At 73.1% G+C, this 12497-nt stretch carries 9 protein-coding genes; 4 read left to right on the top strand and 5 right to left on the bottom strand.

The features are described 5' to 3' along the window. Positions 1-66: 66 nt before the first annotated feature. The 3 genes from gdhA to ABZ321_RS13840 all read right to left on the bottom strand — a co-directional run bounded on the left by gdhA (position 67) and on the right by ABZ321_RS13840 (position 3380). The gene (gdhA, locus tag ABZ321_RS13850) at positions 67-1413 is read right to left on the bottom strand and encodes an NADP-specific glutamate dehydrogenase (protein WP_344502048.1); all 1347 of its coding nucleotides are present in this window, start codon (positions 1411-1413) and stop codon (positions 67-69) included. Positions 1414-1663: 250 nt separating this feature from the next. Further along, positions 1664-2383, bottom strand: coding sequence for a methyltransferase domain-containing protein (locus ABZ321_RS13845; RefSeq protein ID WP_354891129.1), 720 nt, complete (start codon positions 2381-2383; stop codon positions 1664-1666). Positions 2384-2462: 79 nt separating this feature from the next. Beyond that, the gene (locus ABZ321_RS13840) at positions 2463-3380 is read right to left on the bottom strand and encodes a YihY/virulence factor BrkB family protein (protein ID WP_354891128.1); all 918 of its coding nucleotides are present in this window, start codon (positions 3378-3380) and stop codon (positions 2463-2465) included. Positions 3381-3650: 270 nt separating this feature from the next. On the opposite strand from ABZ321_RS13840, the gene ABZ321_RS13835 reads away from it, so the two are divergent. Together ABZ321_RS13835 and ABZ321_RS13830 are read left to right on the top strand one after the other, a co-directional pair. After that, positions 3651-4082, top strand: coding sequence for a hypothetical protein (locus ABZ321_RS13835; protein WP_344502045.1), 432 nt, complete (start codon positions 3651-3653; stop codon positions 4080-4082). Between the two features lie 138 nt (positions 4083-4220). Next, positions 4221-6101: a glycoside hydrolase family 15 protein gene (locus tag ABZ321_RS13830; protein ID WP_354891127.1), complete on the top strand. Its 1881-nt coding sequence runs from the start codon at positions 4221-4223 to the stop codon at positions 6099-6101. Positions 6102-6158: 57 nt separating this feature from the next. Here the strand turns inward: ABZ321_RS13830 and ABZ321_RS13825 are convergent, their stop codons facing one another. Next, entirely contained in the window at positions 6159-8582 is a 2424-nt protein-coding gene (locus tag ABZ321_RS13825; RefSeq protein ID WP_354891126.1) for a phosphoketolase family protein, read from the bottom strand. Positions 8583-8794: 212 nt separating this feature from the next. On the opposite strand from ABZ321_RS13825, the gene ABZ321_RS13820 reads away from it, so the two are divergent. After that, positions 8795-9460: a hemerythrin domain-containing protein gene (locus ABZ321_RS13820; RefSeq protein ID WP_354891125.1), complete on the top strand. Its 666-nt coding sequence runs from the start codon at positions 8795-8797 to the stop codon at positions 9458-9460. On the opposite strand, the gene ABZ321_RS13815 is transcribed toward ABZ321_RS13820, so the two are convergent. Then, entirely contained in the window at positions 9426-11822 is a 2397-nt protein-coding gene (locus ABZ321_RS13815) for a helix-turn-helix domain-containing protein (protein ID WP_354891124.1), read from the bottom strand. The two genes, ABZ321_RS13820 and ABZ321_RS13815, sit on opposite strands and share 35 nt — an antisense overlap. A gap of 159 nt (positions 11823-11981) precedes the next feature. Between ABZ321_RS13815 and ABZ321_RS13810 the strand changes: the two genes are divergently transcribed. Next, a complete protein-coding gene (locus ABZ321_RS13810) occupies positions 11982-12446 on the top strand; it encodes a hypothetical protein (protein WP_354891123.1) in 465 nt (154 codons plus the stop codon). The last annotated feature ends 51 nt before the right edge of the window (positions 12447-12497 follow it).

The raw sequence follows: 12497 nt of genomic DNA, 5'->3' as shown, positions 1-12497 counted from the left end.
GCCGGGACCGGCCCGCGATGAGGACCGGTCCCGCGACGTGCGTGCGGCGCTCGTGGCGCCGGTGGGTCAGATCAGGCCGTGGGCGAGCATCGCCTCGGCGACCATCCGGAAGCCGTCGATGTTGGCGCCGGCGACGTAGTTGCCCGGCATGCCGTACTCCTCCGCGGTGGCGTAGCAGCGGGCGTGGATGTCGCGCATGATGCCGTGCAGCCGCTGCTCGGAGTATTCGAACGTCCACGAGTCGCGGCTGGCGTTCTGCTGCATCTCCAGCGCGCTGGCGGCGACCCCGCCGGCGTTGGCCGCCTTGCCCGGCGCGAAGCGCACGCCGGCCTCGGCGAACACGCGGACCGCCGCCGGCGTCGTCGGCATGTTCGCCCCCTCCACCACCGCCACGCAGCCGCCGGCGACCAGCGCGGCCGCGTCGTCCGCGTCGATCTCGTTCTGCGTGGCGCTCGGGATGGCGACCGCGCACGGCACGTCCCGCCACAGCCCGCCGCCGGGCGTGAAGGTCGCCCCGGGACGGTGGCGGACGTACTGCTCGATCCGCTCCCGCCGGACCTCCTTGACCTCCTTGAGGACCGCCACGTCGATGCCCTTGTCGTCGCGCACGTAGCCGGACGAGTCGGAGCAGGCCACCACGAGGCCGCCGAGCTGGTGCACCTTCTCGATCGCGTAGATGGCCACGTTGCCGGAGCCGGACACCACCACGCGCTTGCCCTCGATGCCGTCGCCGGCGGCCCGCAGCATCTCCTCGGCGAAGAACACCGCGCCGTAGCCGGTCGCCTCCCGGCGCACCTGGGCACCGCCGTACACGAGACCCTTGCCGGTGAGCACCCCGGACTCGTACCGGTTCGTGATCCGCTTGTACTGCCCGAACAGGTAGCCGATCTCCCGGCCGCCGACGCCGATGTCGCCGGCGGGCACGTCGGTGTACTCGCCGATGTGCCGGTACAGCTCGGTCATGAACGACTGGCAGAACCGCATCACCTCACGGTCGGAGCGGCCCTTCGGGTCGAAGTCCGACCCGCCCTTGCCGCCGCCGATCGGCATGCCGGTCAGCGCGTTCTTGAACAGCTGCTCGAACCCGAGGAACTTCACGATGCCGAGGTAGACCGACGGGTGGAACCGCAGGCCGCCCTTGTACGGACCCAGCGCGGAGTTGAACTCGACCCGGAAGCCGCGGTTGATGTGCACCTCGCCCCGGTCGTCCTCCCACGGCACCCGGAAGATGATCTGCCGCTCCGGCTCGCAGATCCGCTCGATGATCTTGGCCTGGGCGTACTCCGGGTGCTTGCCCAGCGCGGGGGCGACGCTGTCGAGCACCTCGCGAACCGCCTGGTGGAACTCGCTCTCACCAGGGTTGCGGTGGACCACCGCGGTGAAGATCGAGTCAAGTTTGTCCTGTACCGACACCGTCGTCCTTCCGGTTTGGCCTGTCCGAGCACCCGCTGAGCCGAGTGCCGGGACACCCACACCGTTGTGGACCGGTCTCGCCTCGCGCGGGGCCGTGCCCTGCTGAAGGCCAGGCCGAGCAACATCGCGTGTTTACCTCCCGTTCATCGTTGCATCACTGCAACCACAGACGCGACCATCCGTGTTGATCAGCACACACGCCGGGCGGGCCCGTGCCAGATACCTGCTGCGGCGCGGCTACCGGTAGTGCTCAGGCGGCCGGCTTGCGGGCGTGGACGCGTTCGACGGTGCCGGCCTTGTGCCGTTCCGCCTCCTCGACGTCGAAGCCGGCGGCGCGCACCAGGGGCAGCTGGCGGCGGGTGAAGTACTCCCCCGCCGCGCGGCCGGTGAGCTGCTCGAGCAGCCACTGGGCGGCGCGGACCGGCGGCCAGCTGCTGCCGATGTGGTCGAGCAGCAGCAGGGTGCCGCCGGGGACGAGGACGCGGTGCATCTCGGCGATCGCGGCGGCCGGGTGCGGGATGGTGCACAGCGACAGCGCGCACACCACGGTGTCGAAGGTGCCGTCCGCGAAGGGCAGCCGCTCGGCGTCGCCCTGCCGCAGGTCGGCGGGGCGGCCGAGGTCGGCGGCGCGCCGCTGGGCGATGGCCAGCATCGCGGGGCTCAGCTCGATGCCGGTGAGGACGACGCCGGGCCGGTAGTGGGGCAGGCTGCGGCCGGTGCCGACGGCGACCTCGAGGACCCGGCCGTGCGCGCGTCCGCCGAGCCACTCCCGTCCGCCGGTGAACCAGACCCGTTCGAAGAAGCCGATCTGCTTGTCGTAGCCGGGTGCGTTGCGGTCCCACACCCGCTGCTGGCGGGCCGTGGGCGTCTCGGCGTCCCTGGTCACGATGGTCCCTTCGGCGCGGGAGGAGCGGTCGCCGCCGGCGGCGGCACCCCCCATGATGGTCGGCCCGTCGACGCCGGCGTTCAAGCGCGCGGCCGGTCGCGCCGGCGCCTGTCCTCGCGACGGCGGGCCGCGGCGCCGTCCTCGCGGCGGCGGGCCGCGGCGCCTATCCCTGCGGCGGCGGGCCGAAGTCGACCTGGATCGTCTCGAAGGCCTTGAAGCGCTGCGCCGTCGCGATCGACGTGTAGATGCGCCGGTCGGCCTCGGTCAGCTCGACGTCGTCGGTGAACTGGGTGAGCAGGGCCCGGGGCCACAGGCGGTAGGTCAGGATCATGTTGATCTCGGCGCAGAGCATCAGCACGAGCGCCTGCAGGTAGATCCAGGCGAGCGCGGCCAGGACGAGCCCGAACGTGCCGTACAGCTCGCTCGCGCGGCTGAGCCGGGCGGCGACGTACTGGGCGCCGACGGTCTGCAGCGCCATCCAGGAGGTCGCGGCGATCAACCCGCCGGTGATGACCTGGCGCACCCGCAGCTTCCGGGCGGTCAGCAGCTGCATCGCCGCGGTGAACAGGACGGCGTTGATCACGAACGTCAGCAGGTAGCCGAGGATCTGCAGTCTGGGCCCGGATCGGCCGGTGAGCTCGTTGGCGAAGGCCACGAACGCCGCGGCCGCAGCCGACAGCAGCACCGCGCCGCCGAGGATCAGCAGCAGCCCGAGGCTGCGCAGCCTGGACCGCATCGGATTGGGCTGCTCGTTGCGCGGGACGCCGTAGATGTGGTTGATGCCGGCCTGCGCGGCCTGCATCGCGCCCAGCCCGCCGTACAGCGCGCCGAGGATGCTGAGCACCAGGCGGGTGCCGCTGCCGACCAGCCCGCTGACATTGCGCTGCAGCTCCGGCCCGATGGCCGGCAGGTCCCCCACCGACGACTGCACCAGCTCCTGGTGCAGCTCGGGGTTGGCCTCCAGGAAGAAGCCCAGCGCGGTGAGGAACAGCAGCGTCAGCGGAAACAGCGAGACGAAGCCGTAGTAGGTCACCATCGCGGCGAAGTACGGGCCACGGTCGTCGATGAACTTGTAGACCACCGCCAGCGGGAATCCCAGCCAGACATGCCGACGCTGGAAACGATCCAACCACCCGACCACCGCGACCAGTTACCCCGCCGCCCCCGCGTCACGCCGCCCGTCCGTCCCCGTGCGGGGTCCGGGACGGGAGCGGTCGCGGCAGGATTGCCCGCGGTCCGCGGGGGTAGGGCCGATGCCGTCTGTCCCGCATCCGGCGTTGTGGACGCTGACCAGGTGACGCGCCCGCGTGACCTGTTGCCCGGCGCCCGCTGAGTGGAGGGAGTGCCGAGCATGGCTGAACAGAGCGCGCAGCAGGAGACGGTGGCCGTCCGGGAGGAGCCCCCGGGCGGATGGGCCGGCGGCTTCACCGTCTTCGCCGGGATCATGATGATCATCGGTGGCCTGTTCCACCTGGCCACCGGCCTGGCGGCGATCGTCGAGAACAAGTTCTTCGTCGTCACGGCGGACTATCTGTACACGTTCGACGTGACCGGGTGGGGATGGATCCACCTCGTCGTGGGCCTCGTGGTGCTCCTGGCGGGCTGCGCGGTGTTCACCGGACGGCTGTGGGCCCGGGTCGTGGGCATCGTCCTGGCCGGGCTGAGCGCCATCGCCAATTTCATGTTCCTGCCCTACTACCCGCTGTGGTCGCTGCTGATCATCGCGCTGGACGTGTTCATCATCTGGGCGCTGGCCGTGCAGGGGCGCAGCGTCCCGGAGTGACGGCCGGCGCGGCGATCGTCACTCCTTTCGGGCGAGGCAGCTCGACGACGGGGTGACAACGGTTGCAGTTGGGCACCCGCACGCACGACAGCAGGCGTGCGGGGGTGCCCCGCAGCAACACGAGTCGGGAGGCCCCCCGTGAACGCATATCCGGCCATCGAGGATCACGGGCTGATCGGCGACCTGCAGACCGCGGCCCTCGTGACGAACGACGGCGTCATCGACTGGTTCTGCGCACCGCGCTTCGATTCGCCGAGCATCTTCGCCGCGCTGCTCGACCGCAGCAAGGGCGGCTACTTCCAGGTCGTCCCGGACGGCATCTCGTACGTCAGCAAGCAGCTCTACCTGCCCGGCACGCCGATCCTCATCACGCGCTTCCTCAGCGCGGACGGCGTCGGCGAGCTGGTCGACTTCATGCCGATCGCGGGCGACCACGCCACCGACGTGCACCGCCTCGTCCGTATGGTGCGGGTCGTCCGTGGCCAGATGCGGTTCCGGATCGAGTGCCACCCACGGTTCAAATACGGGCGCGACGCGCACGAGGTCGAGATCACCCCTGACGGCATCGCGTTCCGCAGCCCCGGCTTCACCGTGAACGTCAACCCCGCCCGCCGCGGCGAACAGCTCTTCCGGCCCGAGGACATCCAGCGCAGCGACGACGGCCTCCGCCTGATCGGCACCCTGTCCGCCGGCAACGTCGGCGGCCTGGTCCTGGAGACCCAGCCCGCGGGACCACCCCGGGCGGTGTCCGCCGACGAGATCGTCGAGATGTTCCAGCAGACCCGCGACTTCTGGCGCGGCTGGATCGGCCGGTCCCGGTACAAGGGGCGGTGGCGGGAGATGGTGGAGCGCGCCGCGATGACGCTCAAGCTCATGACCTACGCGCCGACCGGAGCGCTGGTCGCGGCGCCGACCGCCGGGCTGCCCGAGCAGATCGGCGGCGAGCGGAACTGGGACTACCGCTACACCTGGGTCCGCGACGCCTCGTTCTCCGTCTACGCGTTGCTGGGGCTGGGCTTCACCGCCGAGGCGCAGGCGTTTCTGAACTGGCTCAACGACCGCGTGCAGCACGCGAGCGAGCACTCGTCGCCCCTGCAGATCATGTACCGGATCGACGGCTCCCCGGACCTCGACGAGGAGATCCTCGATCACCTGGAGGGGTACCAGCAGTCGTCCCCGGTGCGGATCGGCAACGCCGCCGCGAGCCAGTTCCAGCTCGACATCTACGGCGAGGCCCTGGACTCGCTCCACCTCGCCGACGCGCACGGACTGCAGCTGTCCCACGGTGCGTGGCAGCACGTCTCGCACGTGATCGAGTGGCTCTGCGAACACTGGGACCAGCCCGACGACGGGATCTGGGAGACCCGTGGCGGCCGGCAGGACTTCACCTACGGGCGGGTGATGTCGTGGGTCGCCTTCGACCGGGCGATCCAGCTCGCCCAGCACCGGGCCCGGCCCGCCGACCTCGGTCGCTGGACCAACATGCGCGACATGGTCTACCGGCAGGTCATCCAGCGCGCCTTCCACCCCAAGCGGGAGGCGTTCGTCCAGCACTACGACACCGAGGTGCTGGACGCGTCGCTGCTGTACATGCCGCTGGTCGGCTTCCTCGCGCCGACGGACCCGATGTGGCACACCACGCTGCGCGCGATGGAGGAGGAGCTGGTCGCCGACAGCCTGCTCTACCGCTACGACCCGATGGCGTCCCCGGACGGGCTGCGCGGCTCCGAGGGCACGTTCACGATGTGCAGCTTCTGGTACGTCGACGCCCTCGCCCGCGCGGGCCGGCTGGACGACGCCCGGCTGACCTTCGAGAAGATGCTGACCTACAGCAACCATCTCGGGCTGTACGCCGAGGAGATCGCACCGACCGGCGAGCAGATCGGGAACTTCCCGCAGGCCTTCAGCCACCTCGCCCTCATCAGCGCCGCGATGAACCTCGACTACCAGCTCGACCACGGCGCGGGCGGGGTCGTCGAACCGGTGCTGCGCCACGGCATGGCGACCTCCTCGGCCTGACGGGCCGACGGCACCGGCCCTCGGCCGTGACGTCCGCACCGAACCGCGCTCCGGGGTTCAGTCGCTCCACACCCAGTCGCGGATCTCGGGCTGGTCCTCGAAGTGCTCGCGGGCGTACGCGTTGGCCTCGGCGATGCGCGCGTCACACTCGGCCAGCAGCCCGGGAGCGCGGTCGCGCAGCCGCGGCACGCGCCGGATCGCCTCGGCCGCCAGGTGGAACCGGCTCATCTCGTTCAGCACGACCATCTGGAACGGCGTGGTGGTCGTCCCCTGCTCGTTGAAGCCGCGCACGTGGATGCGGTCGACGTCCGGGTGCCCGTGCACGATCTCGTGGATCGCCCGCTGGTAGCCGTGGAACGCGAACACGACCGGCTTGTCCGCGGTGAACAGGTCGACGAACTGGGCCTCGGTCATGCCGTGCGGGTGGTGCCGGGCCGGGAAGAGCCGCATCAGGTCGACCACGTTCACGACGCGGACGCGCAGGTCCGGGACGAGCCGGCGCAGATACCACGCGGCCGCGAGCGTCTCCAGCGTCGGGATGTCACCGGCCGATCCGAGCACCACGTCCGGCTCCCCGCCGTCGTCGGTGCCGGCCTCGTGCCAGATCGACGCGCCGTTCGCGCAGTGCTCGATCGCCGCCGCCATGTCCAGGAACTGCAGCTGCGGCTGTTTGTCGATCACGATCAGGTTCACGTAGTCGCGGCTGCGCAGGCAGTGGTCGGCGACCGAGAGCAGGCAGTTGGCGTCCGGGGGCAGGTAGATGCGGGTCACGCTGCCCCGCTTGGACAGCATCACGTCGATCAGGCCGGGACCCTGGTGGCTGAAGCCGTTGTGGTCGTTGCGCCAGCACGTCGAGGTGAGCAGGATGTTCAGCGAGGCGACCGGCGCCCGCCACTGGAGGTGCCGCGCCTCCTGCAGCCACTTGGTGTGCTGCACCGTCATCGACGCCGAGACCATCGCGAACGCCTCGTAGGTGGCGAAGAGCCCGTGCCGGCCGGTCAGCGTGTAGCCCTCCAGCCAGCCCTCGCACAGGTGCTCGCTCAGCACCTCCATGACGCGGCCGTCCGCCGACAGGTGGTCGTCGACGTCCAGGCCGGGTCCGACGAAGCACCGGTTCTCCACCTCGAAGACGTCGCCGAGGCGGTTGGAGTTCGTCTCGTCCGGGCAGAACAGCCGGAAGTTCGCCGCCCCGGCGTTGCGGACGAACACGTCGCGCAGCAGCTTGCCCAACTGCCGGGTCGACTCCCGCCGCACCACGGCCGGCCGGTCGACGGCGATCGCGTAGTCGCGGAAGTCCGGGAGGTCCAGGTCGACCAGCACCGTGCCGCCGTTCGCCCGCGGGTTGGCGCTCATGCGGCGGTCGCCCCGTGGCGCGAGGGCGGCGAGGTCGGGCACGAGTGTGCCGTCACGGTCGAACAGCGCATCCGGCCGGTAGGAGCGCATCCAGGACTCCAGCTGGGCCAGGTGCGCCGGGTTCGTGCGGATGTCCGCCATCGGCACCTGGTGCGACCGGAAGGTGCCCTCCGCGGGCTGCCCGTCCACCTCCTTCGGGCCCGTCCAGCCCTTGGGGGTGCGCAGCACGATGGCCGGCCAGCGGGGCCGCCCGGTCACACCGCCGGCCCGGGCGTCGCGCTGAATGCCGCGGATGCGCTCGTAGCACCAGTCGAGCGTCGCCGCGAACGCCTGGTGCACGTGCCGCGGGTCGTCGCCCTCGACGAACCGGGCGTCGTAGCCGTTGCCCTGCAGGAACGCCGCGATGTCGGCGTCGCTGTCACGGGCGATCACGGCGGGTCCGCTGATCTTGTACCCGTTGAGGTGCAGGATCGGCAGCACCGCGCCGTCGCGGGCCGGGTTGAGGAAGGCGGTGCTGCGCCAGGCCCCGGCCAGCGGCCCGCACTCCGCCTCGCCGTCGCCGACCACCGCGGCGACGATCAGGTCCGGCGCGTCGAAGGCCGCGCCGAACGCATGGGCCAGCACGTAGCCCAGCTCGCCGCCCTCGTGGATCGAGCCCGGGGTCTGCACGCTGACGTGGCTGGGGACCCCGCCCGGGGTCGAGAAGCGGCGGCACAGCAGCCGCAGGCCCGCCCTGTCCCGCGTCACCTCGGGGTAGACCTCCGAGTAGGTGCCTTCGAGGTACGCGTTGCCGACCAGCGCCGGTCCGCCGTGGCCCGGGCCGGCCAGGTAGATGACGTCGGCGTCGCGCTCCCGGATCAGCCGGCTCAGGTGGACGTAGACCAGGTTCAGGCCGGGTGAGGTGCCCCAGTGGCCGAGCAGCCGGGGCTTGACGTGCTCCGGCCGCAGCGGCTCGCGCAGCAGGGGGTTGTCGCGGAGATAGATCTGCGCGAGGGTCAGGTAGTTGGCGGCCTGCCAGTACCGCTGCATCTGGTCGAGCAGGGTCGGGGGGAGCGGCCCGGCCGCCGCGGCCTCGCGCTCCTCGGTGGTGCGGACCGCGCTGGAGTGCTGCACGTCGAACTTGAGCATTGCGGGCCTACCTCCGGGAACGGCTGATCGCGCTATCCGAATTGTCGGCCTTGTCCCGCAAGGATGGTGATCGCGACGGCGGGCATAGCCCGGCCGTTCACCCCCGGGATCGCGGGTCTGTGGGGCGAGTGTGTGGGCGCTGTGGGTGGGGTGGGGACGGCACCGCCCGGGAGGCTGGACGCACCAGATCCGTCCAGCCACGAGGAGTCACCGTGACCGCCCTGACCCGCACCGACCGGCGTCCCGACGTCCACGAGATGGTGGTCGTCCACCGCGCCTTCCGGCGGGAGTTCGGCGCCGCCGCCGGCCTTGTCCGCTGTACCCCCGCGGGCGACACCCGCCGCGCGAGGATCGTCGCGGAGCACCTGCGCCTGTGCGCCGCCGGCCTCGAGATGCACCACACCGGCGAGGACATCGTGCTCTGGCCGCTGCTGCTCGAGCGGTCCGCGCCGTCGACCGGGCTCGTCGAGACGATGCAGGCCCAGCACCACGGCATCGACGAGCTGGTCGAGGCCATCACCCCCGCGCTCGCCGCCTGGGAGGCCGCCCCGACCGGGGCCGCCGGCGAGCGCCTCGCGGCCCTCTGCGAGCGGTTCACGGCGGCCCTGCTCGAGCACCTCGACCTCGAGGAGCGCGAGGTGCTGCCGCTGGCCTCGCGCCACGTCACCGCCGCCGAGTGGAACCAGATGGGGCAGCACGGCAAGGACACGATGACCCCCAGCCAGCTGCCGGTCATGTTCGGCCTGGTGCTGCAGGACGCCGACGGCGAGGAGCGCGCCCGCATGCTCGGCAACCTCCCGCTGCCGGTCCGGTTGCTGCTGAAGACCGCCGGCGCCTGGCAGTTCAGGCGCTACGTCCGCCGCCTGCGCGCGTCGTGACCACCGCGGCACGGGCCTGGATCTCGGGACCGCTCGCGGCCCGCCCGGCGTCCCACTCGCGGGCGAACGCCTCGTCCCCGAGGGCGGCCCGGGTGGCGTCGAGCCCGCGGTCGGACAGCGCCCGCGAGACCGGGAAGGTGGGGTCGACGGCATCGGCCGCCGAGATCGAGGCGCCCGCCCCGAACAGCCAGGCCGCGGACACCGGGTCGCCGACCCGCTGCGCGAGGCTCGCCAGGGCGGGCAGCGCGTAGCCGAGGGTCCAGCTCATCCGGGCGGCGAGCGACAGGGCCACCGCCTCGCCGAGCAGCGTGGCGGTCGCCGGCTCGTCGCCGAGCAGCTCGGTGAGCGTCGCGTGCACGTTGAGCGCGGTGGCGAGGGTGAAGGCGTTGCCGGCCGTGCGGGCCGCGCGCACCGTCTCCGGCAGGGTCAGCCCGGCCGTCGCGAGGTCGCCCGCGACGAGGGCGAGCTGGCACCGCGCGAGCCGGGCGTGCACGGCCACCCAGCGACGTCCGGCGGCCTCCGCCTGCGCCAGCGCGCGGCCCAGCAGCGCGTCGGCGTCGTCGAGGGCGCCCGCGAAGACCGCCGCCTGACCGGCCAGGGTCAGGACCTCGCACGTCACGGCCGGCTCGGCCACCCGACCGGCCAGCGCCACCGCGTCGCCGGCGTCGCGCAGCATCGAGGCGGTGTCGCCGGCCAGCAGTTGCAGCCCGAGCCGGCCGGCCAGGGCGCGGCAGCGGGCGACGTCGGAGGCCCCGGGGCCGATCCGCTCCAGCCACGCGAGCCCTTCGCGGGCGTGGCCGCGCAGCGCGAGGTAGAGCCAGACGCTGCCGGCGAGCTCGGCGGCGTCGACGTCCCGGTCGAGCTCGAGCAGGCGGAGGAAGGCCGAGCGCAGGTTGGCGTGGTCGGCGTCGAGCCGGTCGAGCTCGGCCGCGAGGTCCGGCCCTTCCAGCAGTACCGCCGAGGCCGTGGCCCGCGCGTGGAAGTGCGCGGCGTGCCGGTCGGCGGTCGCGGTGGCCAGCCCAGACGCGTGCAGCCGCCGCATCGCGAACTGCCGCACCGGCTCCAGCAGCCGGAAGCGGGGCTGCGGGTCGGGCGACGGCACCCGGAGCACCAGCGACTGGTCGACGAGCGCGCCGAGGGCGGGCAGCACGTCGGCGTCTTCGCCGGCGACGGCCTCGATCGCGTCGAGGGAGCACCCGCCGCTGAGGACCGCGAGGCGCTCGAAGAGGGCGACCTCCTCGGGCTCGAGGAGATCCATGCTCCACTCCAGCACCGCGGCCATCGTGCGGTGCCGCTCGGGCAGGTCGCGCGGGCCCGCGCCGGGGCCCTGCCGCTCCAGCCGGGTGAGGAGGGCCGGCGGGGTGAGCAGCCGCAGGCCGGGCGCCGCGAGCTCGACCGCGAGGGGGAGCCCGTCGAGCCGCCGGACGATCGCGGCCAGGGCGGGAGCGTCGGCGGCGGTGACGGCCGTGGGGGACCCGGCGGCCGCGGCCCGGTCGAGGAGCAGGGCGACGGCGGGCGAGGAGGCCACCGCGTCCACGTCGTCGCCGGCGGGCGTGGTGAGCGGCCCCAGCACGAGCTCGTGCTCGGCGCGCACCCGCAGCGGCGCACGGCTGGTCGCCACCACGACGAGCTCAGGGCAGCGCGCCACGAGGCCGGCGAGCGCCGGCGCCGCCTGGGTCAGCTGCTCCAGGTTGTCGAGCACCAGCAGCATCCGCAGGCCGGCCAGGTGGGGCACGAGCGCGTCGAGCGGGTCGATGCCGACCTCGTCGGGCAGCCCGAGCGCGGCGGCGATCCCGGGCACGACGAGCTTCGGCTCCCGGACCGCGGACAGGTCGACGGCCCGGGCGCCGCCGGGGAAGCCCGGCGCCGCGAGGCGCAGCGCCTCCATCGCGAGCCTGGTCTTGCCCACCCCGCCGGGGCCGGTGACCGTCACCAGCCGGCGCGTGCCCGAGCGGACGAGGGCCAGCAGGTCGGCGAGCTCGCCGTCGCGGCCGATGAGCGGCGTGCCAGGACCCACCGGAACGTGGGCCGGCGACGGGACAGCGGCCGCGGCCGGCGACACACCCGCGGCCGGGAACACGCCCGCTGCCGAGGACGGGGCCGGGGGCGGGGGCGGGGACGCCTCCCGGCTGGGGACCGCGGCGACGAGGGCCGCCCGGTCGCCGTCGTCGAGGGCGAGCCCGTCGGCGAGCGAGCGCACCGTGTGCGGGTAGGGCCGGCGCCGTTCGCCGCGCTCGAGGGCGCCGATCGCCTTCGCCGTGAGGCCCGACCGCTCGGCGAGCTCCTCCTGGGTCAGCGACCGCGCCTCGCGCAGCCGGCGCAGCACGGCGGCGAACTCGCCGGATGCCGCCGCCCCCTCCACAGCTCAGATGCTAGTCGCGCGGGTGCCGTGGGCGGCCGCGACACGGGAGGGCGACCGGCTGTGGTGCCGGTGTGGGCCCGCTGTGGGTGGGGTGGCGCCCGGCGCGGCCCGAGGCTGGGAGCCGACGGCATCCCCGCCCTCACGACGAGAGGACAGACCATGACCACGACACCGGCCACCGCCCCTACCACCAACACCGCCACCGACACCGCCACCGGCACCGGCACCGCGAGCGGGAGGCGGACGGCACCGTACGGCCGCCACATGTCGAACGTGCTCGTCGCGGCCTTCACGCTGTCGGCGGGGCACACCGTCTACGCGAGCGTCGAAGGCATCGAGGACCCCACGTTCACCGTGACCACCCCGCTCGCGTGGGCGTTCTACGTCGTCGGGTTCGGGGCGGCGGTGCTGGCCCGGCGGACCGGGCGCGCGGCGCAGGCGGCGGTGCTCGCCTACCTCACGGCGCTGCTGGCGATCTCCGTCTTCTACTACCCGACGACGTTCGGGCCGCGGCAGCAGACGACGTTCGGGTGGTTCGAGAACGACGTCTACGTCGGGCTGCTCGTCACGGCGACGTACCTCGGGGTCCAGCGGCTGCGGCGCACGACGCTCACCCCGCGGTGACGCCGCCCGGGACGGCCGCGGGGCCGGGGCCGCGGGCGGGCGGGCGTTAAG

The organism is Dactylosporangium sp. NPDC006015, assembly GCF_040614215.1.
GTDB lineage: Bacteria > Actinomycetota > Actinomycetes > Mycobacteriales > Micromonosporaceae > Dactylosporangium > Dactylosporangium maewongense.
The sequence above is the reverse complement of the archived record's forward strand: the minus strand, read 5'-3'. Positions and strand labels throughout refer to the sequence as shown.

Excerpts from the sequence above, each read along its gene's own strand:
- ABZ321_RS13835 (WP_344502045.1), top strand. The coding sequence starts at position 3,651 with ATGGCTGAACAGAGCGCGCAGCAGGAGACGGTGGCCGTCCGGGAGGAG.
- ABZ321_RS13825 (WP_354891126.1), bottom strand. The coding sequence starts at position 8,582 with ATGCTCAAGTTCGACGTGCAGCACTCCAGCGCGGTCCGCACCACCGAG.
- ABZ321_RS13810 (WP_354891123.1), top strand. The coding sequence starts at position 11,982 with ATGACCACGACACCGGCCACCGCCCCTACCACCAACACCGCCACCGAC.